Annotated in this window: 27 protein-coding genes; 17 read left to right on the plus strand and 10 right to left on the minus strand. The window is 68.6% G+C overall.

Features of this window, described 5'->3' with window-relative positions:
* Window positions 1–9 precede the first annotated feature (9 nt).
* The gene (locus HUA75_RS13445) at window positions 10–1,872 is read left to right on the plus strand and encodes an ABC transporter ATP-binding protein (protein WP_141643334.1); all 1,863 of its coding nucleotides are present in this window, start codon (window positions 10–12) and stop codon (window positions 1,870–1,872) included.
* A 10-nt stretch (window positions 1,873–1,882) separates the two neighbouring features.
* Here the strand turns inward: HUA75_RS13445 and HUA75_RS13450 are convergent, their stop codons facing one another.
* From HUA75_RS13450 to HUA75_RS13470, 5 genes are all read right to left on the minus strand, one after another.
* A complete protein-coding gene (locus HUA75_RS13450; protein ID WP_174486634.1) occupies window positions 1,883–2,503 on the minus strand; it encodes a HEAT repeat domain-containing protein in 621 nt (206 codons plus the stop codon).
* A 59-nt stretch (window positions 2,504–2,562) separates the two neighbouring features.
* Complete coding sequence (locus tag HUA75_RS13455; protein ID WP_174486635.1) at window positions 2,563–3,375, minus strand: Uma2 family endonuclease; 813 nt, start codon at window positions 3,373–3,375, stop codon at window positions 2,563–2,565.
* 142 nt (window positions 3,376–3,517) lie between these two features.
* Entirely contained in the window at window positions 3,518–3,784 is a 267-nt protein-coding gene (locus HUA75_RS13460; RefSeq protein WP_174486636.1) for a hypothetical protein, read from the minus strand.
* 92 nt (window positions 3,785–3,876) lie between these two features.
* Window positions 3,877–4,455 carry a type 1 glutamine amidotransferase family protein gene (locus tag HUA75_RS13465; protein ID WP_174486637.1) on the minus strand — a complete coding sequence of 193 codons (579 nt, stop codon included), beginning with the start codon at window positions 4,453–4,455 and terminating at the stop codon, window positions 3,877–3,879.
* Window positions 4,456–5,352: 897 nt separating this feature from the next.
* Entirely contained in the window at window positions 5,353–6,852 is a 1,500-nt protein-coding gene (locus HUA75_RS13470) for a right-handed parallel beta-helix repeat-containing protein (protein WP_254627563.1), read from the minus strand.
* 233 nt (window positions 6,853–7,085) lie between these two features.
* Between HUA75_RS13470 and HUA75_RS13475 the strand changes: the two genes are divergently transcribed.
* Complete coding sequence (locus HUA75_RS13475; protein ID WP_141643340.1) at window positions 7,086–7,436, plus strand: hypothetical protein; 351 nt, start codon at window positions 7,086–7,088, stop codon at window positions 7,434–7,436.
* Between the two features lie 18 nt (window positions 7,437–7,454).
* Here the strand turns inward: HUA75_RS13475 and HUA75_RS13480 are convergent, their stop codons facing one another.
* Window positions 7,455–7,799, minus strand: coding sequence for a co-chaperone YbbN (locus tag HUA75_RS13480; RefSeq protein ID WP_141643341.1), 345 nt, complete (start codon window positions 7,797–7,799; stop codon window positions 7,455–7,457).
* Between the two features lie 358 nt (window positions 7,800–8,157).
* On the opposite strand from HUA75_RS13480, the gene HUA75_RS13485 reads away from it, so the two are divergent.
* Window positions 8,158–9,777, plus strand: a complete 1,620-nt coding sequence (locus HUA75_RS13485) for an SMI1/KNR4 family protein (protein WP_174486638.1) — start codon at window positions 8,158–8,160, stop codon at window positions 9,775–9,777.
* Between the two features lie 135 nt (window positions 9,778–9,912).
* Complete coding sequence (locus HUA75_RS13490) at window positions 9,913–10,236, plus strand: immunity 53 family protein (RefSeq protein WP_217446067.1); 324 nt, start codon at window positions 9,913–9,915, stop codon at window positions 10,234–10,236.
* Between the two features lie 82 nt (window positions 10,237–10,318).
* Here the strand turns inward: HUA75_RS13490 and HUA75_RS13495 are convergent, their stop codons facing one another.
* The 3 genes from HUA75_RS13495 to HUA75_RS13505 form a co-directional block, all read right to left on the minus strand.
* Window positions 10,319–10,591, minus strand: coding sequence for a hypothetical protein (locus tag HUA75_RS13495; protein ID WP_141643344.1), 273 nt, complete (start codon window positions 10,589–10,591; stop codon window positions 10,319–10,321).
* 109 nt (window positions 10,592–10,700) lie between these two features.
* Entirely contained in the window at window positions 10,701–11,351 is a 651-nt protein-coding gene (locus HUA75_RS13500; RefSeq protein ID WP_174486639.1) for a vancomycin high temperature exclusion protein, read from the minus strand.
* 78 nt (window positions 11,352–11,429) lie between these two features.
* Window positions 11,430–11,888: a response regulator gene (locus HUA75_RS13505; RefSeq protein ID WP_371746104.1), complete on the minus strand. Its 459-nt coding sequence runs from the start codon at window positions 11,886–11,888 to the stop codon at window positions 11,430–11,432.
* A gap of 177 nt (window positions 11,889–12,065) precedes the next feature.
* Here HUA75_RS13505 and atpG point away from each other — a divergent pair, with 177 nt between their 5' ends.
* The 5 genes from atpG to HUA75_RS13530 all read left to right on the plus strand — a co-directional run bounded on the left by atpG (window position 12,066) and on the right by HUA75_RS13530 (window position 16,503).
* Window positions 12,066–12,947 carry an ATP synthase F1 subunit gamma gene (atpG, locus tag HUA75_RS13510; RefSeq protein ID WP_141643347.1) on the plus strand — a complete coding sequence of 294 codons (882 nt, stop codon included), beginning with the start codon at window positions 12,066–12,068 and terminating at the stop codon, window positions 12,945–12,947.
* A gap of 108 nt (window positions 12,948–13,055) precedes the next feature.
* On the plus strand, window positions 13,056–13,853 hold the full coding sequence (locus HUA75_RS13515) for a prohibitin family protein (RefSeq protein WP_174486641.1): 798 nt from the start codon (window positions 13,056–13,058) through the stop codon (window positions 13,851–13,853).
* Window positions 13,854–14,029: 176 nt separating this feature from the next.
* The gene (atpD, locus tag HUA75_RS13520) at window positions 14,030–15,472 is read left to right on the plus strand and encodes a F0F1 ATP synthase subunit beta (protein WP_141643349.1); all 1,443 of its coding nucleotides are present in this window, start codon (window positions 14,030–14,032) and stop codon (window positions 15,470–15,472) included.
* A gap of 31 nt (window positions 15,473–15,503) precedes the next feature.
* The gene (locus HUA75_RS13525) at window positions 15,504–16,073 is read left to right on the plus strand and encodes a hypothetical protein (protein ID WP_141643350.1); all 570 of its coding nucleotides are present in this window, start codon (window positions 15,504–15,506) and stop codon (window positions 16,071–16,073) included.
* A 22-nt stretch (window positions 16,074–16,095) separates the two neighbouring features.
* Window positions 16,096–16,503 (plus strand): F0F1 ATP synthase subunit epsilon, encoded by a 408-nt coding sequence (locus tag HUA75_RS13530; protein ID WP_141643351.1) that lies wholly within the window; start codon window positions 16,096–16,098, stop codon window positions 16,501–16,503.
* 15 nt (window positions 16,504–16,518) lie between these two features.
* Here the strand turns inward: HUA75_RS13530 and HUA75_RS13535 are convergent, their stop codons facing one another.
* Complete coding sequence (locus HUA75_RS13535; protein WP_174453957.1) at window positions 16,519–17,196, minus strand: helix-turn-helix transcriptional regulator; 678 nt, start codon at window positions 17,194–17,196, stop codon at window positions 16,519–16,521.
* Window positions 17,197–17,369: 173 nt separating this feature from the next.
* On the opposite strand from HUA75_RS13535, the gene HUA75_RS13540 reads away from it, so the two are divergent.
* The 8 genes from HUA75_RS13540 (at window position 17,370) to HUA75_RS13575 (ending at window position 22,738) form a co-directional block, all read left to right on the plus strand.
* Entirely contained in the window at window positions 17,370–17,975 is a 606-nt protein-coding gene (locus tag HUA75_RS13540; protein ID WP_371746105.1) for a flavin reductase family protein, read from the plus strand.
* Between the two features lie 140 nt (window positions 17,976–18,115).
* Complete coding sequence (locus HUA75_RS13545; protein ID WP_141643354.1) at window positions 18,116–18,499, plus strand: group 1 truncated hemoglobin; 384 nt, start codon at window positions 18,116–18,118, stop codon at window positions 18,497–18,499.
* Window positions 18,500–18,517: 18 nt separating this feature from the next.
* Window positions 18,518–19,507 (plus strand): FAD-binding oxidoreductase, encoded by a 990-nt coding sequence (locus tag HUA75_RS13550; protein ID WP_174486643.1) that lies wholly within the window; start codon window positions 18,518–18,520, stop codon window positions 19,505–19,507.
* Window positions 19,508–19,509: 2 nt separating this feature from the next.
* Window positions 19,510–19,956, plus strand: coding sequence for an Rrf2 family transcriptional regulator (locus HUA75_RS13555; RefSeq protein WP_141643356.1), 447 nt, complete (start codon window positions 19,510–19,512; stop codon window positions 19,954–19,956).
* The gene (locus HUA75_RS13560) at window positions 19,953–20,213 is read left to right on the plus strand and encodes a hypothetical protein (RefSeq protein WP_141643357.1); all 261 of its coding nucleotides are present in this window, start codon (window positions 19,953–19,955) and stop codon (window positions 20,211–20,213) included. The genes HUA75_RS13555 and HUA75_RS13560 overlap by 4 nt, the downstream gene beginning before the upstream one ends.
* 411 nt (window positions 20,214–20,624) lie before the next feature.
* Complete coding sequence (locus HUA75_RS13565; protein ID WP_141643358.1) at window positions 20,625–21,653, plus strand: ADP-ribosylglycohydrolase family protein; 1,029 nt, start codon at window positions 20,625–20,627, stop codon at window positions 21,651–21,653.
* Window positions 21,654–21,827: 174 nt separating this feature from the next.
* A complete protein-coding gene (locus HUA75_RS13570; protein ID WP_141643359.1) occupies window positions 21,828–22,232 on the plus strand; it encodes a phage holin family protein in 405 nt (134 codons plus the stop codon).
* Window positions 22,229–22,738 (plus strand): hypothetical protein, encoded by a 510-nt coding sequence (locus HUA75_RS13575; protein WP_141643360.1) that lies wholly within the window; start codon window positions 22,229–22,231, stop codon window positions 22,736–22,738. The genes HUA75_RS13570 and HUA75_RS13575 overlap by 4 nt, the downstream gene beginning before the upstream one ends.
* Window positions 22,739–22,744 lie beyond the last annotated feature (6 nt).

Raw genomic sequence — 22,744 nt, forward strand, 5'->3', positions numbered from 1 at the left:
ACGCGCCCTGTGTCTCCTCGTCCTCTTGATGCCACGCCCCCCGCGAAGACCTCCCTCAAAGACCGCCTGAAGGGCGCCGGGAGCCTGTTCCGGCAGCTCCCCGGCACGTTCCAGCTCTTCTGGCGGGCGAGCCCCCAGGGGGCGGTTCTGCTGGGGGCGCTGACGCTGGTGGCGGCGGTGTTGCCGGCGGGCATCGCCTGGGTGGGCAAGCTGATTGTGGACGCGGTGGTGGCGTCCGCGCAGGGCTCGGCGGAGGCGCACTCGCGCGTCTATGGCCTGGTGGGGCTGGAGTTCGGGCTGATGCTCGGCTCGGCGGTGGTGGAGCGGGGGCTGACGCTGACGCGGGAGCTGTTGCGCGCGAACCTGGGCAACCTGCTCAACGAGCGGATTCTGCAGAAGGCGCTGGAGCTGGAGCTTCAGCACTTCGAGGACTCGGACACCTACGACAAGATGCAGAACGCGCGGCGCGAGGCGAGCAGTCGTCCGCTGTCGCTGGTGATGCAGGCGTTCTCCATCGTCCGCAACGCGATTACGTTGTCCACCTTCGCGGCGCTGTTGATTGCGTTGTCGCCGTGGAGCGTCGTCGTGCTGGTGGTGGCGTCGATTCCGGCGTTCATCGCGGAGGCGCGGCTGGCGATGGCGGGCTTCCGGCTCTACTCGTGGCGTGCGCCGGAGGGGCGCAAGCTGAACTACCTGGAGTGGATCCTCACGCGCGACAGTCACGTGAAGGAGGTGAAGCTCTTCGGGTTGGGGGAGCTGGTGTTGGGGCGCTACCGGGAGCTGTTCCGGAAGTTCTTCGCGGAGGACCGCGCGCTGGCCTTCAAGCGGATGGGGTGGGGTCTGGGTTTGGGAGTGTTGTCGCTGGCGGCTTTCTACGGCTGCTATCTGTTCGTGGCGGGGCGGGCGGCGGATGGGGCCATCACCGTGGGCGACATGGTGTTGTACCTGGGGGTGTTCCGGCAGGGGCAGGCGGCGTTCCAGGGCATCCTGACGAGCGTGGGCTCCATGTACGAGGACGCGCTCTTCATGAGCAATCTCTTCACGTACCTGGAGATTCCGACGGGCAGCGAGTCGCCCCGGGTGTTGCCGGCGAAGTCACCGCCGCGCGGGCCGACCAACGACATCGAGTTGCGCGACGTGTCCTTCCGCTATCCGGGGAAGGAGGCGTGGGCGCTCAGGCACGTGTCGTTGACGCTGCGGCCGGGACAGAAGCTGGCGCTGGTGGGGGAGAACGGGGCGGGGAAGAGCACGTTGTTGAAGCTGTTGTTGCGGCTGTACGAGCCGACGGAGGGGGTCATCCTCTACGGGGGCGTGGACATCCGGGACATGGACGTGGGGGATTTGCGCAGCCGCTTCGGGGCGGTGTTCCAGGACTTCGTGCGCTACCAGTTCAATGTGGCGGAGAACATCGGGTTGGGGCACGTGCCGGCGCTGGAGGACCGGGGTCGCATCGTGAAGGCGGCGGAGCAGGGTGGGGCGAGCGGGGTGATTGAGACGCTGCCGAGCCAGTACGACACGATGCTGGGCGGGTGGTTCGAGAAGGGGCAGGAGCTGTCGGCGGGGCAGTGGCAGAAGCTGGCGGTGGCGCGAGCGTTCATGCGGGACGACGCGGAGGTACTGATTCTGGATGAGCCCACGGCGAGCATCGACGCGGAGGCGGAGCACGCGTTGTTCGAGCGCTTCCAGGCGCTGGCGGCGGACCGGATGGCGATAGTGATTTCGCACCGCTTCTCCACGGTGCGGATGGCGGACCAGATCGCCGTGTTGCACAACGGCGGCGTGGACGAGTTGGGCAGCCATGACGCGCTGATGGCGAAGGACGGGCGCTACGCGCACCTGTTCCGCTTGCAGGCGCGCGGCTATCAGACCTGAGGCGAGGGACTCAGTCCTGCTTGCCTCGACGCATGACGGGGATGCGGTCGGGAGACTCCCTCGACTCGATGTGGTCGATGGCGTCGAGGGCTTCCTCGGCGACGTACCACCAGCCCGGGTTCACCCGCTCGTCCTCCTCGGCGACCTTGCGGAGCGCGGGGATGGCGGGGCGGTGCTTGAGGGCGCCGAGGGCGAAGCAGGACCAGAAGCGCAGCTCGACGGCGGGGTGTTCGAGGAGTCCGATGAGGGTCTGGAAGATGCGCCGGTTCAGGCCCGACGACGTTGATGGCCTGAGGGCCTCGAGGGACTGACCGCGGACGCTCATGTGCTCGTAGGGGTCCTCGGCGGCTTCGAGCAGGGCCTCGATGACGGGGGGCGAGCCCTTGTCGATGCTGCAGAGCAGCCAGGCGCAGACCTCGCGGGCCTTGGGGTCGGCGGCGGTGCGCAGGAGTCTGGCCACGTGGCTTGCCGTGACGGGGTCCTTGCGCTGCAACAGCACCATGGCGGCCTGATGTCGGGCGGCTTCGTCTCCTGTCTCGAGCGGGCCGAGCAGCAGCGCCAGCTCCGGTGGAGGAGCCTGGAAGTCCGGAGCGCGAGGGCGTCGGGCGGTGCGTTTCGTGGAGGGCTTCATGGGAGCACCCTACGCGGTTTCAGGGCGGGGGAGCCGGGTCCGACCCCGAGGCGAGGGGCTCAGTCCCGCTTGCCGCGCAGTTGCTCCAACTCGGCGAGGGCCTCTGCCAGTCGACGCTCGGCGTCCTCGCGGCGCTGGGTTTCCTCCGCGCGCAGGCGCACCTCCTCGGTGAGTTGGTGCTCCAGGTCCGTGTGGCTTGCCTCGACGCGCTCCATCATGTGCTCAAGGCGGGAAATCATCTCCTGGGCTTCAGGAAGCGCCGCGCCGCCGACGTAGAAGCGAAGGCGCTCGTCGTCCACCTGGAGCTCCAGGCCAAGCACTTCCGAGCGGTAGAATCCATGCTGAGGCAGGATGGGGCGGTAGGCACGGCGTCCCTCCTCGAGCCTCCATCCACTGAGTCTCAGCCGGCCCCGGTCGAAGACGAAGTACTCGCGGATTCCGAGGCGGGCGAAGCGCTCCACATTGCGCTCCAGGTCCTTGCGTCGCTCCCCCGCGACGATGACTTCCAGGGCCAGGTCCAGGCCCTTTCCCTCCGCGCTCACCATCCATCGCATGCGGGAACGGGACTCGACGTCCACCACGGCGATGACGTCCGGGGCGAACATCGACTCGCCCGGGTAGTACACGGGCAGCTCGCAAGCCAGGTACACCTTGCGGCCGATGCGAGAGAAGAAGCTCCCGAGCACCTCCCTCGTTCGCGACTTGGCCTCGTAGTGGGGGTCCCCCTCGGGAGGGTGCGTCTGCGAGACGGGGAACTCGGAGGGAAGGCTGTCGACGATTTGGGCCCGCTCCTCGGGTGTCAGTTGCTCCCACAGCTCCTGGGGAGGCGCGCGCGGGTCGTCCGGATTGACGCGGTAGGGGTCGGAAGCCATGGGACTGCTTCCGAGAGTAGGTCGCCGGGAATGAAGGGCCAAGGGCCGCAAGGGCCTTTCGTCTGCTCGGTGCCTGTCGGCACGGGCGTTGCCCGGAAAAGCAGGAGTCGACGTGGGCGACGTCTACACCGATGTCCCGACTTCAGGGAACGGGAGGCGGGTTCGGCCCGCCCGAGCGCTTCTGGCGTGCCTTGTCCCTGAGGACGAGCAGGGCGCCCAGGGCGAAGAGCACCGCGGCGAACGAGATGCCCCCGCCGATGAAGCCGCCGACGAAGCCACCGAGCCCACGCATGGCGGTGCCGACGAAGCCCTCGAGTCCCCAGATGGGGGCCGAGGTGATGCCCCACACGGCACCCGCCACTCCGAAGAGGGTCGCAGCGGTGAAGATGACGGGCTCGATGAGGTTCATCGTTTGCCTCGTGAGTCGGCGGGAGGACTGGCGCTCCCGCCATTGAAGCACACGCGAGGAGCGCCCTGGGTTCGCACCGGGGGCGCGAAGGCTCAGGTGGGCTGGTGCTCGCGCCCGAACTCCGTGAGGAACTCGGCCAGGGGCTTGGTGGCTTCGGGATGCAGGGCGCCGAGCACTTCCAAGGCGAAGCTCGCGGGCGCCGAGCCGGACGCGGTGATGACGCGTCCGTCGCGCACCGCGCGCGGCCCGGGTCGATAGTGCGCGGCGCCGTTGTAGGTCGGGACGTGTTGCTGGATGAAGTCGAGGGCGTTGCTGGTGTGCGCGCGGTCATCGAGCAGGCCGGCCCGGGCCAGCGCGAGCGTCGCACCGCAGATTCCGGCGACGACGAGGCCCGCGTCCGCCGCGCGCCGGAGCACGGGCGTGAGGTCGGGGCTCTCGGGCGTCATCCAGAGCGAGGACCCAATCAGCACGAGCGCATCGGCCTGGTCGGGAGAGAAGTCCTCGAGTGCGCCGTGGACCTGGATGGTCATTCCGCCAATCGATGAAACCGGACGCCCCCCTGGCGACAACCACGACACCTTGTCACCGAAGTCCTCGCGAGCCCCCGCCGCCAGCAGCGCGGGCTCCCAGTCGGCGAACGGCTCCACCACGACGAATGCGATACGGGCCAACAGCGTGCTCCTCGTTGAATGAGCCCCGAGGATAGGGAAAGTGGGTGCGACGCTCCAGGCGAGAGACGGCCCCCACCGCCAGGACAAAGCAGCGGCGGGGGCATTCTCGCCCGGGGTTCAAAACAATATGGATTTCAGTCAGGTCGGAGTCGTTCCACTCAGCGTAAGGGTAGACGGTTCGCGACCCGCCGATGGGCGCGCGATGAGTGGGAAGACGCGATTGATTGACGCCGTCAATGACTTCGCGGTGTGATGTCCGCCGCACGAATGGACGGATGTTCGTGCGATTCGCCAGTGCGTCAGTTCGTCCAGCGAATGTGCCACGGGCCGCCGCGCCAGGCGCAGACTTCCCATGCGAGGGGCTCACAAGCGCCGCATGCCGTGTCCGGAGCCTGGATGAGTTTTCCATCGCAGCAGCGGATGCCACAGGTCCGCAGATTGGGTGAACAGGCCTCCACCACGGTCAGCGAGCAGGCCTGGGCATCGACCTCTCCGCCCTCGGAAACAGCCTCCTCACTGATTTCCTCTCCAGGCGTGGCCTCGATGGGGGCCTGCTCCTCCGGGAGCGGACCTCCGCACGCGGTCAATGCAACGATTCCAGCCAACAGCGCACAACGACGCAGTCCCGTCATGAACATGGTTGTCTTCGCTTTCTTTGGCGCCTGGGTTCAGAGAAGCCCATCAGACGCAAAGCCAGTAAGCCACGGAATGCCCGCAAAGGCAATATGCTGTGCATGCGAATGGTTGCCGGAGTCAATGAGTTGCATGGGGTCTGTCCAAGATGATGGGGCCATGGATAGGGATTCCCGCATGCCGCGCCGCGCCCAAGGGGAACGCACGGCTCCGCCGGAAGTCCTGTGGCTCCTTCTGGCGGGGCGCGTGTGATGCGGTAACCCGCTACGGCGCGGGCGTCGACGTCGGGGAGAGGGCTTCCGTGAGCACTGGCTCGGTGATTGCCCGTGAGGGCACGAGGACTCTCACCGAGAACTGGTCCAGGTAGGAGGGGGCCAGTGCGCTGAGCCACTGGGCATGGGTCCCCTCCCACAGGGCACCCGAGATGGTGAAGACTCCAATGGGGCCCAAATAGCGGTTGCGGTCCATCCCCATGCCGGGCCGGTGCTCCGGCCGCCCCAGGCGCACGAACAGCCGCATATCCCGCAGGACGTTGTCGTAGACAATGAGGCCAAACACGACGTTGGGTTCGTCCGCTGCGAGCCGGAGCCCGGCGTCGGCGGTTCGCTCGATGGTGTTGCTGATGATGTGTACCCCTTCACCCTTCACGATGCGGATGCCCTGTCCATTGGTGCGCGACGCATAGTTGTAGATGTCGTGGATGTAGTTTCTTTCAATTTGCACGTTGGTGGGACGGTCGATGACGTTGTTCCCGCCAATGGAGATGCCCCGGCCCGCTTGGTAGATTTCATTGTCCAGAATCTGGATGTTCGTCGCGTCCTCATGAATCAGCACGCCTTCGGCGGCGGACGTGTTCGCCTGCCAGGGGAAGCGGGTGATGTTCGGGAAGTCGTAGATGATGTTTCTGTGAAGCAGGAGGTCGTCGCAGGCCTTGACGTCGACGCCGTTCTCCCCCGTGGCATGCAGTCGATTCCTCTCGACGAGGATGATGGCGGGCCGGCCTCCATTCGGTTGGCACTGCACCCCGTCGCCCGAAACGTCGTGGATGTCGTTCTCCACGATGAAGATGTCGCGGGACACGCCTCGGATCGCCACGCCGTGAGAGTCCGTGTTCGTCTTGGAGAAGTCGTAGATTTCGTTGTTGTCGATGAGGACGAACTCCGCATAGCTGGCGATGACGGCGCCGCCGGCCCTGCCTCCGTGCAACTTCGAGTCGCGGAGTTGGGAGCAGGTCGTGTTGGTCTCGAAGAGCGTGGCGAACGACGGTCTGCCTTGGACGTCCACCTCGAAGAACTGGACGATCCAGTACGGCTGGCTCACCATGACCAGGCTGCCGACGTTGGTGGCCGCTGGCAGGATGCGAGGACGCGCGGCCTGCTCACCCCTCAGGACGATGGGAGCGTCGGCGGTGCCCGGTCGAGCCCCCTTCGGAGCGGTGATGGCGACCTGCTCGTTGTAGTCGCCTGCTCGCACCACGATGACGTTTCCCGGCCGGGCGACCTTCACCGCAGCCATGATGGTGGAGTAGGGATTCTCGTTGGACCCCAGAGGCTTCGTGGGGTCTCGTGGGCCGGTCTTCGCGACATGGATGGTGGGACCTTGCGCCTGCGTCCCCCTCGGACAGTGGTCGTAGAAGAGGTCTTCCGTGAAGATGGGCGCCTGCCTCGCGGTTTGAGTCCCCACCCTGTCCGACGATGCGCCGTCCTCGTGTGCCTCGGGCTGGTCCGTGCCGCAACCTGGCGCGCCGCCGCATAGCCATGTCATGCAAGCCAGACGCGTAAGTATTTGCCCCCATCGATGCTTCGCCATGTCCGTCCCCCTCGTGCCCTGCCACCGCGAAGGTCCATGGTTGTAACGGCCCTGCTCCACATCAACCTCGTTGCCCCGAAGGATGGACGCGCTGCTGTCCATACCCCTGGGGAGGTAGGTCCCTCCCGGGAGTCTTGTGGAAGCTTTCCATGGGCTTGCATTCGCAGGTCTCGACCCGTGGGGAAGCAATGACTGTCAGATACGACCCGGAAATCATTCGCGCCCATGCGCAGGCGCTCTATGACCAGGCACGAGGCATGGTCTTCGCGTGGGGCCTGGCTGGTTTTGTTGGAGGAGGAGTCGCTGGCGCGGTGCTCGACGCGGCGATGAAGAGCGGGCCGATAGGGGCCGTGGTCCTCGGCTTCATCGGGATGGCGCTGGGGGTCCGCTCGGCGAGGTCGCGGGCCTTCGTCCTCCAGCTCCAGGCGCAGACGGCGCTGTGTCAGGTCGCCATCGAGGCCAACACGCGCCGCGCCGCCGATGCCGTGGTGTCCGCCGCGAGTCCGCCGGAGGGCGGTCGGCTCACCCAGGTGGGCTGAGCACGGCGTCCTGGAGTGCTACGCCGTCGGCAGGTGGTCGCGGACGACGCCGAGCCAGTATTCCTTGCCGTAGTACTGGCTCATCTTCCCGATGAGCTTCCCCTCGCGGAACAGCAGGAACGTGGGGATGCCGTAGAGGCCGAAGCGGTGGGCCAGCGTCTCGTGCTGGTATGCGTTCACTTTCACGACGCGCATCGGTGCGCCGTCCAGCTCCGAGAGGAGCATGGGCTCGGCCGCCGCGTAGATTTCGCAGTTCGGGCAGCCGTCACCCCAGAAGTCCACCACCACCAGCTCGCCCTTCGGCTCCATGACCAGCTGGTCGAAGTTCTCCGCCGTCCCCTCATAGCTCACGGGATGTGCCATGCCCCTTGCCTAACGGGTCGCTCTGCCGGCTTCAAGCCGGGCTCGGCCCGGGTGGCGGGTCCCCGGGGAACCCGTTCCGCGCGGTCGTGGATCAGCGGAAAGAGGCCTGTCTGGCCTGGAGCGGAGGGGGCGCGAGGCCCGGGGCCTTCTGGGTCGGTGGCGGGTCCTCCTCCCGAGCAAGGGGATGGATGGAGCCCTGGCCCGGCGTTGTCGTGATAGGTCCCGGGGAGGGCTTGGGTGGCCCTACCTCGGGGGCTGGATCATTCCGTGTGGGGGGCCATCAAAAGCCCAACAGGCGCACTGCGCGGGACGCACAGCCGCCGTAAGGTTGTGGCAATGGTTGTGTCGTGGAGGGGTCATGCACGAGTGGTTGCAGGCACTGCGGAAGTCGGCGAAGGCAGCGTCATCGGGTGTGTCCGCGGATGAGGTCCGGTGGGCGGAGACGGAGTGTGGCGTTCCATTCCCCGAGGACCTCGGCCACCTGTACCTGTCCTTCAACGGGGGCGAGTTTCACGGGGACGTGAATCTCTTCCCGCTGCACGGGCCCGAGGGCTCCGCGAGCGTGTTGGAGAAGACGCGGTTGAAGCTGGAGGGCCTTCCGGCGGCGGGTGTGTGGCGCATTGGAATGAAGGGGGCCCACCGGCACCTGTTCTCCGCGCGCAAGTCGGCCATGGTGGAGCAGGGCGATGGTGGTGGACCCCTGCCGGGTTGGGTCCAGGCGCTGGGTGACGAGGAATGGATTTTCGGCACCTGGGAGGGCGAGAAGCGCGAGATGCGGCTGTACCGCACGCTGAAGGAGATGCTCGACGTGCTCGTGCCTCCTGCGGAGGTCGAGAGCTTCGGTGAGCGCACCTTCGCGCGCGCGCTGAACGCGGTGCTCCAGGGCGCGCTCTCTGGCGTCGGGGTGGACGACGAAGAGGAGACGGAGGAGGAGTCCGTCACGCAGGAGGTGCTCGTCGAGGCCGAAGAGGAGGACGAGGGCGCTCAGCGCGAGCTGGCCTACGAGTACGACGACGACGCGTCACGAGGCCGGAAGGGCGCCGAGACCGCCGGATTCGGAAAGGCTGGCACGAAGGACGGCGGTGGGAGGAAGGCTCCGTCGAAGGTGGCGGTGAAGCAGGTGGAGCTCTTCGTGCGTCCCACGATGCAGGAGGCGCTGCGCAAGGAGTTGGGCCCCGAGAAGAAGGCGGCGCCCAAGAAGAAGGCGGCCGAGGCACCGGCACCGAAGGCTCCCGCCGAGCCCGCCGCGACGAAGGCGAAGCCCCAGGTGGCCGTGACGCCCGCCGAGGTGAAGCTGGTGAGCGCGCCCCAGGCGGAACCGAGAGCGAAGAAGGCCAAGGCGAAGAAGGTGGCTACGCCACTGGCGTTGGCACCCGCGACGAGCGATGTGCCGGCGCTGCTCGCGGAGGCGGCGGCGAAGAAGAAGTCGACTGTGGCTCCGGCGGCGAAGGTGGATACGGCGTCGAAGCCCCGTGAGGCCGTCGTGAAGAAGGCCGATACGCCAGTGGTTGGCGCGCCCAGCACCGCAAACAAGGCCGCCGCGACGAAGGGCGCCTCGACGCCCTCCGCGACGAAGGCTGCTGCGAAGAAGGCCGCTGCGACGCCCTCCGCGACGAAGGCTGCTGCGACGCCCGCTGCGAAGAAGGCCGCTGCGAAAAAGGCCGCTGCGACGCCCTCCGCGAAGAAGGCGCCTGCGAAGCCTGCCGCGAAGAAGGGCACCGCGAAGAAGGCCCCTGCGACGTCAGCCGCGAAGAAGGGCACCGCGAAGAAGGGCACTGCGAAGAAGTCTCCTGCGAAGCCCACCGCGAAGAAGTCGGCTGCGACGAAGGCGCCTGTGAAGTCAGCCGCGAAGAAGGCCCCCGCGAAGAAAGTCGCCACCAAGAAGGCGGGGGCCAAGAAGGTCGTCGCGGGGAAAGCTCCAGCGAAGAAGGCGGCAGCCAAGAAGGGCGCCGTCAAGAAGGCCAAGTCGAGGAAGTAGGCCCTCGACGCGTCCATGCGCGGCCCCTTTGTTCGACGAGGGGCCGCCTCGCGGCGCGATGCAAGAAGACCGTCAATGTCAGCCTGACGAGGTCTCGCCGTTCCTCATCGTCAAACGAACTCCTGGGAGGAGAACATGACGATGGATGCGCTACGCACGCTGGAAGCCTGGCTTGCCAATCACTCCGATGGAGAGTGGGAGCACCAGTACGGTGTTCGGATTGAGAGCCTCGACAATCCAGGGTGGTCAATCCATGTCGATCTGATCCAGACGGAGTTGTCGGGGGTCGCCTTCGAGGAAGTGACGATTGATCGAACGGACGAGGATTGGGTCCGCTGCCGAGTGCGCGCTGACGTCTTCGAGGGGTTTGGTGGAGCCTCGAACCTGAGAGAGATTCTGGGCATCTTCCAGACGTGGCAGGAGAAGTTCGCGGGCGGAAGCGCTCTGCACGAGCCGTGAGTCCGCGCGAAATCCCGGGGGCGCAGGCGGGCCGGACCTCTTCAGTCCGGCCTCGACCTTCCAACCGATGGGCGCCGAAGCGCTAGCTCTCCGGGAGCTGGTCCCTGCGCGCGGGGCGCAAGCGCTCCTCGGGCTGGGCCGTCAGCTCCACTTCCTCCGCCTCCTCGTCACCCCGGCGGAACTCGTGAATCTGATCCGGCAGGATGTCTCGGAAGTCCGGCTCCTCCTCCAACGGGGGAGTCGCCGCCAGGTCCTGGTCGGAGATGTTGATCTCCTCCTCGCCGGTGTCCTGATTCACGTGACGCAACGAAGTGGACTCGCCCACGTCCTCCGAACCGAGCTTCTTGAATCGCATGGTGTCTCCTCGCTCAAGCGGGGTGGGCTTAACCGCCGTACCTCAACAATGAGAACCCACGCGGGCCGCCGCAATTCGCGCCGCCCGCCCGCCTGCCGGGTTCGGCGGCTCAGCCGCCCTTCGGGAACGCCGCGCGGCCCGTCGGGTAGACGGGCTCCACCTTCAGCAGCACCATGCCCAGGGCCAGCACGCGCGACAGCGTCTCGCGCACGGTGTAGCGCCAGGGTGTCGACCGCCCCTCGTCCGCCGCCACGCCCCACGCGTCGATGCCCACCGAGTTGGCGATGAACAGCGCCCGAGGCAGATGGAAGCGCTGGGTGACGAGCAACGCCTGACTCGCCCCGAACACGCCGCGCGCCCGCAGGCAGCTGTCATAGGTGGACAGCCCCGCCTCATCGCCCAGCACCGCGGACTCCGGTACGCCGCGCTCCAGGAGGTAGCGCCGCATGGCCCGCGTCTCGTGGTGGAAGGGCTGCACCTCGTCCCCGCTCACCAGCACCGCGCGCACCTTGCCCTCGCGCCACAGCGCCATCGCCATGTCCAACCGCTGGGCGAGCACCGGAGAGGGCACCGCGCCCGGCGCCAGCCCCGCGCCGAAGACGAGCGCCACCTGCGCCGTGGGCGCCTGCGCCAGGGACACGATGCGCTCCTCGTAGCTCACCCGCACGAGGTACGAGGTGACGAGCAGGCCCACCGTGCCCGCGAGCAGGAGGAAGAGGGCCCTGCGCGCCCAGATACCGCTCGCTCGGGTTGGCTTCATGGACCCAGGAACCACCGCACCAGGCGCCATTGTGTTACGGCCGACCGCCCTCGCAAAGCCCCGTGTGGACCCCCGGCGTCAAACCGGTGCGTCCGCCTGGGGGGCGGCCAGCCCTGGCAACAGCCGCCGCAGCGTCTCCAGGAGACGCTTGGGGTCCACCGGCTTGGGCAGGAAGGCCGCCACGCCCTGGCTCGCCGCGTACACCGCCCTGTCACGGGGGCTCATGTCCGCCGTCTCCGCCGACAGGATGACCACCGGCACCCGCGCGAGCGCCGGGTCCGTCCCGCGCGCCGTCAGCACCCGATGGCCGTCCAGGACCGGCAGCCCCATGTCCAGCAGGATGAGCGAGGGAGGGGGCAGGGCCCCCAGGTGCGCCAGCGCCTCCCGGCCGTCGCCCGCGACGCGGACCTCGTAGCCCTGGAGCTCCAGGTACGTCTGGAGCGCCTCGCGGATATCCACGTCGTCCTCGACGATGAGCAGGGGTCCACCGGCGGCGACGGCTGAGGCCATGCCCTGGAAGGTAAGGGGTCTGCTCACCTCCGACAGCCCCAGGGTCGCCCGCCCGGCAGCCCCCGGGCCACGTGTCCGGAAAGCCCCGGCAGGACTGCCGTTGACCGGCTTGCGGCCCGCTTATATAGGGGGCCCCGCCGTCAGACTGCCTTGCTCCCACCCGGGCGCACCTGGGCAGAACGTCCCACAGGAGTCCTCCGTCCCATGGCGTCCCTTCGCGACATTCGCAAGCGCATCCGCTCGGTGAAGAACACGCGGCAGATCACCAAGGCCATGAAGATGGTCTCCGCCGCGAAGCTGCGAAAGGCGCAGGACGCCATCCTCGCCGCCCGTCCGTACGCGTCGATGCTGGACCAGATCATCTCGGACCTGACGGCGCGCTCCGGTGACGACAACCTCACCCATCCGCTGCTGGTGGCCCGCCCGGTCAAGCGCGTGGAGCTGGTGACGCTGACGTCGGACCGCGGCCTCGCGGGCGGCTTCAACTCCAACATCACCCGCCGCGCCAACCGCTTCATCTACGAGAACACCGCGCTGGAGCGCATCCAGGTCTCCACGGTGGGCCGCAAGGGCAACGACTTCTTCCGCAACCGCAACCAGACCATCCGCAAGGACTTCGGTGGGCTGTACCAGCGGCTGAACTACCGCGCCGCCGCGGAAGTGGCCGAGGAGCTCGTCGCCAGCTTCCTCAACGGCGAGGTGGACGCGGTCCACATCGTCTACAACGAGTTCATCAGCGCGATTAACCAGAAGGTCGTCGTCGCCCAGCTGCTGCCGCTGCAGACGCTCGGCGTCGAAGCGCCTCCCTCCGAGGGCGCCACCGCGATGGTGGACTTCAAGTACGAGCCGGACCGCCAGGCGGTGCTGGACCGGTTGGTCCCCCAGGCCGTCAACATCAAGGTCTACCGCGCCCTGTTGGAGAGCGTGGCCAGCGAGCACGGCGCCCGCATGAGCGCCATGGAGAACGCCACCTCCAACGCCTCGGACATGATTTCCAGCCTGACGCTCACCTACAACCGCACCCGTCAGGCGGTCATCACCAAGGAGCTGATGGAAATCGTCTCCGGCGCCGAGGCGCTCAAGTAGCTCCCGCCTCCTGTCGCGCAAGCCTCGGGCCCGCCCCATTTTTGGGTGCGGGCCCTTCGCGTTTAAGGGTCTCCCCGAGCGCGTGAGGGCTCGCGCGAGGAGGGCCGCGTGAAGCAGCGACTGTGGGTGGTGCTGGGACTGCTGTGCATCAGTGGGTGTGCGTGCGAGACGGTGTCCAGCGGCCACGGGGGCATCGGCTTCGACTCGTTTGGCAGCGGCACCCAGCGTGAGCCCTATGGTGAAGGGCTGCATGTGCTCAGGCCGGGCAAGTCGCTCATCACCTACGATTTGCGCGTCCAGGAGATGAAGGACGAGCTGAGCGTGCTGTCCAACAACGGCCTGGACCTGAAGGTGGACTCCAGCGTGCGCTACCGGGTGGACCCGGCGAAGCTCTTCGAGCTGCACACGCAGACGGGCCCCCGCTACGCGGACATCCTCATCGCCCCCATCGCCCGCTCGGAGGCGCGCAAGGTGTTCGGCCGCTACGCGCCGGAGGAGATCTACTCCACCAGGCGCGAGCAGATTGAAAAGGAGATCCAGGACGAGGTGACGCGGGCCCTGCAGGGCAAGCACGTCGTCGTGGAGGCCATCCTCGTCCGGGACGTCACGCTGCCGGCCGCCATCCGGGAGGCCATCGCGGACAAGCTCGCCGAGGAGCAGCGCAGCCAGAAGATGCGCTTCACCCTGGACAAGGAGCGCCAGGAGGCCGAGCGCCGGCAGATCGAAGCCGAGGGCATCGCCAAGTACCAGGACATCGTCCGCCAGGGCCTCACCGAGGAGTACCTGCGCTTCAAGGGCATCGAGGCCACGGAGAAGCTCGCCTCCAGCCCCAACGCCAAGGTGGTGGTGGTGGGCGGCGGCTCGAAGGGCAACCTGCCGCTCGTCTACCAGGTGGACGGGAAGTAGCCGGGGGGTTGGCGCCGGGGGCGTGGATCCGCTAAGCGGGACTTACCGGTCAGGTCCCCGGGAGGCTTGATTCTGGGGGAGGCCCCCGGTAAAGGGGCACCGCCCTCATATCCGGGCCGAAATTTGATGACGGGCACGGCGCCGGCCGCTCCCCCGCACGAGGCAGACGACATCCCATGAGCGCTCAAGTTCCTACGGCAGGCAAAATCATCCAGGTTCTCGGCCCCGTGGTCGACGTCGAGTTCCCGCCGGGCGGTCTTCCCGAGGTCTACGTCGCCCTCAAGGTGACGAACGCGAACCTGGGGCCGGAGCAGGAGAACCTCACCCTGGAAGTGGCGCAGCACCTGGGCGAGAACACGGTGCGCACCATCGCCATGGACTCCACCGAGGGTCTTTCGCGCGGCACCCCCGTTCGGAACACGGGCGCCCCCATCCAGGTGCCGGTCGGCAAGGCCACCCTGGGCCGCATCCTGAACGTCACCGGTGAGCCGGTGGATGAGATGGGCCCGGTGAAGGCGCAGGAGTACTGGCCCATCCACCGCGCGCCCCCCGCGTTCACGGAGCAGGACGTGCGCGTGCAGATGTTCGAGACCGGCATCAAGGTCATCGACCTGCTCGCCCCCTACACCCGTGGCGGCAAGATTGGCCTGTTCGGCGGCGCCGGCGTGGGCAAGACGGTGCTCCTGCAGGAGCTCATCCGCAACGTCGCCATCGAGCGCGGCGGCTTCTCCGTGTTCGCCGGCGTGGGCGAGCGCACCCGCGAGGGCAACGACCTGTACCACGAGATGCAGGACACGGGCGTCATCAAGACCGACAACCTGGAGGCCAGCCAGGCCGTCCTCGTGTACGGCCAGATGAACGAGCCGCCTGGTGCCCGCGCCCGCGTGGCCCTCTCCGCGCTGACCATGGCGGAGTACTTCCGCGACGTGGAGGGCCGTGACGTGCTCCTCTTCGTGGACAACATCTTCCGCTTCACCCAGGCCGGCTCGGAAGTGTCCGCCCTCCTGGGCCGCATCCCCAGCGCCGTGGGTTACCAGCCCACGCTCGCCACGGAGATGGGCAGCCTGCAGGAGCGCATCACCTCCACCACCAAGGGCTCCATCACGTCCGTGCAGGCCATCTACGTGCCCGCCGACGACCTGACGGACCCGGCGCCCGCCACCGCGTTCGCCCACCTGGACGCGACGACGGTGCTCAACCGCTCCATCGCGGAGCTCGCCATCTTCCCCGCCGTGGACCCGCTCGACTCCACCAGCCGCATCCTGGACCCGGGCATCATCGGCCAGGAGCACTACGCGGTGGCCCGCAAGGTCCAGGGCATCCTCCAGCGGTACAAGGAGCTGCAGGACATCATCGCCATCCTCGGCATGGACGAGCTCTCCGAGGACGACAAGCTGGTGGTGGCCCGCGCCCGCAAGATTCAGAAGTTCCTGTCCCAGCCGTTCTTCGTCGCCCAGGTCTTCACCGGCAAGGAAGGCCGGTACGTGAAGCTCCAGGACACCATCCAGGGCTTCAAGGAGATCGCCGAGGGCAAGCACGACGAAATCCCCGAGGGCGCCTTCTACATGGCGGGCACCATCAGCGAAGTCGTCGAGAACGCGATCAAGCAGGCGGCGTAGACTCGGTTCAAACCCGCTTTCCGAGGTGACCATGCGTCACGCGGCGCTCGCCCTGTTCCTCTGTGTTCTGTCGCTCCCCGCCCTGGCGGAGGAGCGAAAGGGACGGGCCCGGGTGAGCGCCAACGGCTTGTACAGCGTGCGCATGGTGGACGCGGGCCCGGGCAAGTGCCGGCTCGAGGTGACGAAGGAGAGCGGACCCGTCTGGCAGCTGGAGCAGTGCCTGGGGACGGTGGACGACTACTACTTCGTCTCCAACGACGGCGAGCGCGTCTGGGTGGTGTGGCCCCTGGTGGAGAAGGGGAAGACGAAGCCGGAGCCGGCGCCGAAGCGGGGCAAGGCGAGGAAGCCCAAGGGACCTCCGGGCTGGGCCACGAACGTGCTGGTGGCGGGGCAGTATGGCCGCGACGGTCAGCGAGTCCTGGAGCGGCGGCTGACGGACCTGGTCCCCGCGCGGCAGCTCACCGAGGTGCGCCAGATGACCCACCACTTGAAGTGGCTGGAGGGCACGCTCGGCATCCCCGGCAAGGGGCCTCGGTTGACGGACGCCGGGGTGGTGGAGTTCGAGCCGGTGGGTGGCAGCACCCAGCAGCTCCATTTCTGATTTGGGTAGTGCGAGGAGCCTCATGGCCAAGCTGACTGTGGAGATTGTCACCCCCGAGAAGCGCATCCTGTCGGTGCAGGCCGACGAGGCCATCGTGCCCGGCGGCAAGGGCCTGTTTGGCGTGCGGCCGGGGCACACCCCCTTCCTGTCGCTGATGGAGCCGGGCTCGCTGACGCTCATCGACGCGGGCAAGCGTGACGCGTACTTCGTCGCGGGCGGCTTCGTGGAAGTGGCCAACGACAAGGTGCTCGTGCTGGCGGACGCCGCGGAGCACGTGTCCGGCATCGACGTGGAGGGCGCGCGCAAGCGCCTGTCCGAGGCGCAGGAGCGCCTGAAGGGCCTGTCCTCCGAGGACGCGCGCTACGAGCTGGAGCAGGCCACCGTGCGTCGCGAGGCGGCTCGCATCGGCGCCGCGAACGCTCGGGCCTGAGTCAGTCTCCGGGCCTCACGGCCAGGACAGCCCCAGCGACTTCTCGAAGCCCCGCCGGCCCTCGACGGTGAGCCGCACTCCGCGGCCCTCGGGCCGGCGTGCAATCCAGCGCAGCGCGAACAGGCGCTCCGCCAGCGCGGCGCCCAGCGCCCCACCCACGTGGGCGCGGCGCTCGCTCCAGTCCAGGCAGCGGCGCGCGAAGGCGCGGCGGCCCTGTGACAGTGTCTGTGTATCCACGCCCCACTTCGCCACGAAGCGTGTGCCCTCCGGGGTGAGGGCGTAGCTGTCCTCGCCGGACTCCAAGAGGCCGCGCTTCTCCAGGCCCTCGGCCAGCGCCACGCCCAGCGTGCCCGCCAGGTGGTCGTAACAGGTGCGCGCGAAGCGCAGCGGCTCTGGTACGCGCACGGTGGCGACGCGCGTGGGGACGAGCAGGCTGAGCGCTTCGAGGGCGCGTGCGACGTCGGCGCTGGCGAGCCGGTAGTAGCGGTGGCGGCCCTGCACCTCCACGCGGACCAGGTTTCCCTCCAGGAGTTTCGCGAGGTGTCCGCTCGCCGTCTGCGGGGAGATGCCTGCTTCCCGTGCGAGCTCGCCCGCGGTCCTCGCGGGTCCTTCGAGGAGGCGCGAGAGCATGCCCGCGCGCGTGGCGTCGCCGATGAGTGAAGCCGTGAGGGCGAGGTCGATGGGGTGGGGCATGGCGAGAGCTTGAGGGCCAAGCCTACGAGGACGTTTCGGCGCGCGCCGAACTATCTCGGGCGGGGGCTTGCGTGGGTGGCCGGGCGGCACGCGGACGTCTCGGCAAGCACCGAAGCGTTTCGAGCCACCCGTGCCCTAGGGATGCGGGCATGACCGAGCCGACGAGACATCGTGTGATTGCGCCCCGCATCCTCTACTTCGGAACGCCGGTGGCGCTCCTGAGCACCCTTCAAGAAGACGGCTCACCCAACCTGACGCCGCTGTCCTCCGCGTGGGCACTCGATGACAGGCTGGTGCTTGGACTGGGCGGGCTGGGCCAGGGCCTGGCGAACCTGGAGCGCACGCGCGAGGCCGTGGTGAACCTGCCCTCCGCGTCCCTGTGGCCTCAAGTCGAGCGCCTGGCGCCCACCACGGGCCGCTTCCCCGTTCCGGACTCGAAGCGCGCGCAGGGCTATCAGCACGAGCCTCGCAAGTTCGAGCGCGCGGGCCTCACGCCGTTGCCCTCCGATACCGTCGCGCCACCCCGCGTCGCCGAGTGTCCCTTGCAGCTCGAGGCCGTGCTGCTGTCCGCGCGCCGCTCCAGCCCCACGCTCGAGGCCCCCGAGCCCTCCTTCGTCATCGCCGAGCTGCGCGTCACCCGCGTGCACGCGCACGAGTCCGTCACCGTGCCGGGCACGCAGCACATCGACGTGGAGCGCTGGCAGCCCCTGCTCTACGTGTTCCGCCACTACGTCGGCACGGGCGCGGGAATGGGCCGCAACTTCCGCGCGGAGACATGACCACCGCACGACGGTGGCCCGGAGGCCCCGACTGATTCCCGCGATTCGCGCTCCTTGTCCTGCTGTAGTTGACCTTACGCCCGAATCGATGCATTTGAAATGCATCTTTAAGCCCGGATGGGGCGGAAGGAGCGGACGCGATGAGCACTGCGGCGCAGGAGAAGAGCGTTTACGAGCAGATTGGCGGAGAGCCGGCGATGGCGGCGGCGGTGGACGTGTTCTACCGGAAGGTGCTGTCGGACGACCGCATCAGCCACTTCTTCGAGGACGTGGACATGGAGCGCCAGTCCGCGAAGCAGAAGGCGTTCCTGACGATGGTGACGGGCGGGCCCTCGAACTACACGGGCAAGGACATGCGCGCCGGCCATGCGCCCCTGGTGAAGCGCGGGCTGAACGACGTGCACTTCGACGCGGTGGTGGAGCACCTGCGCGCGACGCTGGAGGAGCTCAACGTTCCTGCGCCGCTGGTGGAGCGGGTGCTCGCCATCGCCGGGGGCGCTCGCGCGGACGTGTTGAATCGCTGAAGGGACGAAAGGCGCGCCATGGCCAGGGTGAAGCACGAGTCACGGTGGTATCCGCTGGAGGCCGAGGAGAGCGTGCTGGACGGGCTCCTGCGGCAGGGGGTGGCCGTGCCGAACGCGTGCCGCGCGGGAGCGTGCCAGTCCTGCCTCATGCGCGCGCTGTCCGGTAACGTGCCGGAGGCCGCGCGCGCGGGGTTGAAGGACACGCTGCGCACGCAAGGCTACTTCCTCGCCTGTGTCTGCCGGCCCGTCACCGGCGCGGAGCTGGAGGTGGCGGGCGCGGATGCGCTGCGCGTGCCCGCGCGCATCGAGTCCATGTCCCTCTTGTCCCCCAGCGTGCTGCGCGTGCGCCTCACTACGGACGCGTCCTTCGACTACCGGGCGGGGCAGTACGTGTCGCTGCTGCGGGCGGATGGGCTGGCCCGCAGCTACTCCCTGGCGAGCCTGCCGCGCGAGGGCCTGCTGGAGCTGCACGTGCGTCTGGTGCCGGGCGGCGCGATGAGTGGCTGGCTGGTCCGGGAAGCGCGCGTCGGTGACGCCATGGCGGTGCAGGGGCCAGCGGGTAGTTGTTTCTACGTGCCCGGTCGCCCCGAACAGCCGCTGCTGCTGGCGGGCACCGGCACGGGATTGGCGCCCCTCTACGGCATCGCGCGCGACGCGCTGGAGGCGGGGCATACCGGCCCCATCTGGCTCTTCCACGGCGCGCGCACGCCCGAGGGGCTCTACCTCGCGGACGAACTGCGCGAGCTGGCCGCGCGCAACGTGGGTTTCCACTACAGACCTGGCGTGCTGACGGGAGGAAGCCGGGACGTGGCCGAGGGAGCGCTCGACGTGCTCATCCGCGCGGAGTGTCCGAAGCCCGTGGGCTACCGGGCGTGGCTCTGCGGCGATTCCGATTTGGTGTTATCCCTGCGCAAGAAGCTCTTCCTCTCGGGGCTCTCGCTGAAGGACCTCCACGCGGATGCCTTCCTGCCGAGCGCCCCCAGGGTGGAGGCCGTCGGAGCCCGCTGACCGTGCACCTCACCCTCCACGCCGACTACTCGCTGCGCGTCCTGCTCTACCTCGCCGCCCGCCCCGGAAGGCTCGCGTCCACGCAGGAGCTGGCGGACGCGTATGGCATCTCCAAGCACCACCTGGTGCGGGTGGTGCAGACGCTGTCGGGCGAGGGCTTCGTGGAGGTCAAAGCCGGGCGCTCCGGAGGCGTGACGCTGGCGCGCGCCACCAAGGACATCTCCGTGGGCAAGGTGCTGCGCGCGGCCGAGCCCGACTTCGAACTGGTGGAGTGCTTCAACCGTGAAACCAACACGTGCCCCATCGCCCCGGCCTGTGGGCTCAAGGGCGTGCTGGCGGAGGCGCGGGAGGCCTTCCTCGCGGTGCTGGACCGGTACACACTGGCGGACCTGGTCGGCCGCTCCCGCAAGGACCTGGCCGACCTCTTCCTCCCCGTGACGGCGCCATGACCTCTGCCTCGCTCGAGCTGTTCCACCGCATCGCCGACAAGCCCTCCGCCGCGGCGCGCCGTTACATCGTCGACCACGCGCTGGAGGACCGCGTCGTGTTCCGCAACCTCGTGTACGCGGAAGCCGAACTGGACTGGACGCTGCATGGCGGCCACTCCACACCCGCACTCTGGGACGGGACACACCTGCACCAGGGCGCGGAGGCGGTGCTGGCGCGCTTGCAGGCCGTCGTCAACCTGGGCCGCGACGACGCCTGACGCGTGACGGCGCGTGTGCCGACTCCCGCGTGATGCTGCCACCTGCGCGTTCCTCGTGCGCCATGCGCTCCGTGTGAGTGGCGGCACGAAAGCTTCCGGAGTTGGACACGTGTGCAGGTGCGCGAATGCATGCGGGTGCTCGGGCTTGCCGCGCGCGTGCTGGTTGCGGTAGTCAGCCCACCCCCGCGTGCGACGGCGGGGGGCACGAGGCAAGGAGGGTGGACGGTGATGACGGCGGGCGTCCTGGTGTATGGGGTGGAATTCGCTCGCGTGAAACACGCGAGTGGCCTCCTCCTTCGCGAGTCAAGTCCCCACGCGTGTCATTTCACCGGAAGCCGTGCGCGTTTCACGCGATTCGCGCGCTTCTCCCTGTCCGTCCAGCCCTGAGCCTCGGTTAATCTCCTCGACTCCATGCCGCTGACTCCCTCTGAGCGCCAGGACAGGTTCCATGCGGCGTTCGTGGGGCTCGCCATTGGGGATGCGCTCGGCTTTCCGCTGCGCGGAATCCCCCCCGCGAGCCTCGCGCGGCTGCCGGGGCTCGCCGAGGACTTCGCGCCCAGGCCGCGCGGCAAGTTCGCCAAGGGCCAGTTCAGCGACGACACGCAGCTGCTGCTGGCGGCGGCGGAGAGCGTCATCCGCGAGGGCCGCGTGGACGGGCGCAGCGCGGCGGCGCACCTGGCGTGGCTGTGGCAGGAGGGCATCATCCTCCAGCCGCCTCGCAGCCTCGCGGAGTCGCTCCAGCGGCTCTCCAGCGGCACGCCGTGGATGAGCGCGGGCGCGCCCCTGGGCACGCGTTGCCCGTCGGTGCTCAGCCGCTCATTGGTGGTGGGCCTCTTGGAGAGCGGTCAGCGCGCGCGGCTGCCGCACGACGCGGGTGTGCTCACCGTCATCACCCACAAGGACCCTGTCTGCGCCGCCGCCGCCGCCGCCTTCGCGCAGGCGGCCGCGCTGGGCATGGAGGAGGAGCCGCTGACGCCCGCGGCCTTCTGTGAGCAGCTGTCGCTGACGGCGGCCGTGCATGACAAGGGGCTGGCCGAGGAAGTGCGGCACCTGCCCCGGCTCCTGACGTGGGACACCACGCGCGCGTTGACGCAGCTGCGCAAGGTGGGCGTGCCTCCCAGCGAGCTGAAGGGCGTGGACGGGCTGCCCTCGCACGTGGTGCCCGTGCTGCTGACGTCGCTGTACGCCGCGCTGAAGGTGCCCCACGACTTCCGCGAGGCGGTGGCGCTGGTGCTGCGCTGCGGTGGAGAAGCGGACGTCGCGGCGGCGCTGACGGGCGCGTTGCTGGGCGCGCACCTGGGCACGCGCGCGCTCCCCGCGCGGCTGCGCAAGCAGGTGCTGTACGTGGACAACCTGGTGGACACCGCGGACCGACTGTTCCGGGCCCACCAGGTCCGCGAGACGCTGGCCACGGCCCTGGCCCACCAGCGTCGCCGTTAGCCCCTCGACACGCTCCAGGCAGGCGACCAGGCGGGCCGGCCCTGTACTTCCAGGCGGGCTTTGCGCGCTCGTCCGCCCTGCCCACCTTGTCCGGAGGAGTGGGGCCAGGTGCCGGCCGAGCGGACGGGCGCGCACCCGGGAGTCCCCTTCCTCAGAGCGCGGGAGACGTGAGCCGTGGACCTCGAATCGGAACGCCTGGAGCGCAGCCAACTGGAGTCGCTCTCCACGGCGGAGCTCATCCGGCATGCCCTGGCGGAGACACGCCTGTTGGTGCGCGCCGAGGTGCTGCACGCCAAGAAGGAGCTTCGCGACGAGCTGAAGGCCGCGCGCACCGCGGGCATCCTCATTGGCGCGGGAGCCGTGCTCGCCCTCACGTCCCTGGCCGTGCTCTTCGTGGCGCTGGGCCTGGCCCTGCCCCTGCGCGCCGCATTGGGCGTGTTGCTGGTGGGCGTGGTGTTGCTCGCCATCGCCGGAGGCATGCTCTTCCTGGGCAGCAAGCGCGTGCCCAAGAAGCCGCTGACCCACACCCAGGAGCGCTTGAAGCTCGACTACCAGCTCACGCGGGAGACGCTGCAATGAATGGCAACGGCCGAGGGGGCAACGAGCTGGTGGAGCGTCAGCGCCACGTCGACCACCGCATCACCCGTGGCATGGATGACCGCGAGCAGGTGGAGCAGACGGCGGACCGCATCCGGGATGAGCTCCTGCTGACGTTGGAGGAGCTGGACCGGCGGCGCGGGCGGGCCCTCGACGTCCGCTATCAGGTGAAGCAGCACACCGGCGCGCTGGTGGCCGCGGGCGCCGTGGCCATGGTGCTGGTGGGCGCGGGCGTGGGCCTGGCCATCTACCGCTCCCGCCACCGGGGGGAAGTGCTGCGCAAGAAGCGCCGTAAGGCGCTCCAGCGTGCGTGGGCGCACCCGGACCAGCTGGCCTCCAGCGCGGACCAACGCCCCGTGGGCGCCGAGCTGGGCCGCAAGCTCATCCTCATCTTCGCCACCACCCTGGCCACCGCCGTGGCGAAGAACTCCGTGAAGACGCTCGTGCCTGCCCGACAGGCTCCGAGCCCCGCTTCGCTGGAGGAGTAGAATCTC

This window comes from Myxococcus sp. CA040A (assembly GCF_013336725.1).
Lineage (GTDB): Bacteria > Myxococcota > Myxococcia > Myxococcales > Myxococcaceae > Myxococcus > Myxococcus llanfairpwllgwyngyllgogerychwyrndrobwllllantysiliogogogochensis.

Excerpts from the sequence above, each read along its gene's own strand:
- HUA75_RS13495 (WP_141643344.1), bottom strand. The coding sequence starts at position 10,591 with ATGCGATTCAAGAAGCTCGGTTCGGAGGACGTGGGCGAGTCCACTTCG.
- HUA75_RS13535 (WP_174453957.1), bottom strand. The coding sequence starts at position 17,196 with ATGCCCCACCCCATCGACCTCGCCCTCACGGCTTCACTCATCGGCGAC.
- HUA75_RS13485 (WP_174486638.1), top strand. The coding sequence starts at position 8,158 with ATGCACGAGTGGTTGCAGGCACTGCGGAAGTCGGCGAAGGCAGCGTCA.
- HUA75_RS13470 (WP_254627563.1), bottom strand. The coding sequence starts at position 6,852 with ATGACATGGCTATGCGGCGGCGCGCCAGGTTGCGGCACGGACCAGCCC.
- HUA75_RS13525 (WP_141643350.1), top strand. The coding sequence starts at position 15,504 with ATGCGTCACGCGGCGCTCGCCCTGTTCCTCTGTGTTCTGTCGCTCCCC.
- HUA75_RS13565 (WP_141643358.1), top strand. The coding sequence starts at position 20,625 with ATGCCGCTGACTCCCTCTGAGCGCCAGGACAGGTTCCATGCGGCGTTC.
- HUA75_RS13550 (WP_174486643.1), top strand. The coding sequence starts at position 18,518 with ATGGCCAGGGTGAAGCACGAGTCACGGTGGTATCCGCTGGAGGCCGAG.
- HUA75_RS13475 (WP_141643340.1), top strand. The coding sequence starts at position 7,086 with ATGACTGTCAGATACGACCCGGAAATCATTCGCGCCCATGCGCAGGCG.
- atpD (WP_141643349.1), top strand. The coding sequence starts at position 14,030 with ATGAGCGCTCAAGTTCCTACGGCAGGCAAAATCATCCAGGTTCTCGGC.
- HUA75_RS13455 (WP_174486635.1), bottom strand. The coding sequence starts at position 3,375 with ATGGCTTCCGACCCCTACCGCGTCAATCCGGACGACCCGCGCGCGCCT.
- HUA75_RS13575 (WP_141643360.1), top strand. The coding sequence starts at position 22,229 with ATGAATGGCAACGGCCGAGGGGGCAACGAGCTGGTGGAGCGTCAGCGC.
- HUA75_RS13500 (WP_174486639.1), bottom strand. The coding sequence starts at position 11,351 with ATGAAGCCAACCCGAGCGAGCGGTATCTGGGCGCGCAGGGCCCTCTTC.
- HUA75_RS13450 (WP_174486634.1), bottom strand. The coding sequence starts at position 2,503 with ATGAAGCCCTCCACGAAACGCACCGCCCGACGCCCTCGCGCTCCGGAC.
- HUA75_RS13480 (WP_141643341.1), bottom strand. The coding sequence starts at position 7,799 with ATGGCACATCCCGTGAGCTATGAGGGGACGGCGGAGAACTTCGACCAG.
- atpG (WP_141643347.1), top strand. The coding sequence starts at position 12,066 with ATGGCGTCCCTTCGCGACATTCGCAAGCGCATCCGCTCGGTGAAGAAC.
- HUA75_RS13560 (WP_141643357.1), top strand. The coding sequence starts at position 19,953 with ATGACCTCTGCCTCGCTCGAGCTGTTCCACCGCATCGCCGACAAGCCC.
- HUA75_RS13545 (WP_141643354.1), top strand. The coding sequence starts at position 18,116 with ATGAGCACTGCGGCGCAGGAGAAGAGCGTTTACGAGCAGATTGGCGGA.
- HUA75_RS13460 (WP_174486636.1), bottom strand. The coding sequence starts at position 3,784 with ATGAACCTCATCGAGCCCGTCATCTTCACCGCTGCGACCCTCTTCGGA.
- HUA75_RS13530 (WP_141643351.1), top strand. The coding sequence starts at position 16,096 with ATGGCCAAGCTGACTGTGGAGATTGTCACCCCCGAGAAGCGCATCCTG.
- HUA75_RS13490 (WP_217446067.1), top strand. The coding sequence starts at position 9,913 with ATGACGATGGATGCGCTACGCACGCTGGAAGCCTGGCTTGCCAATCAC.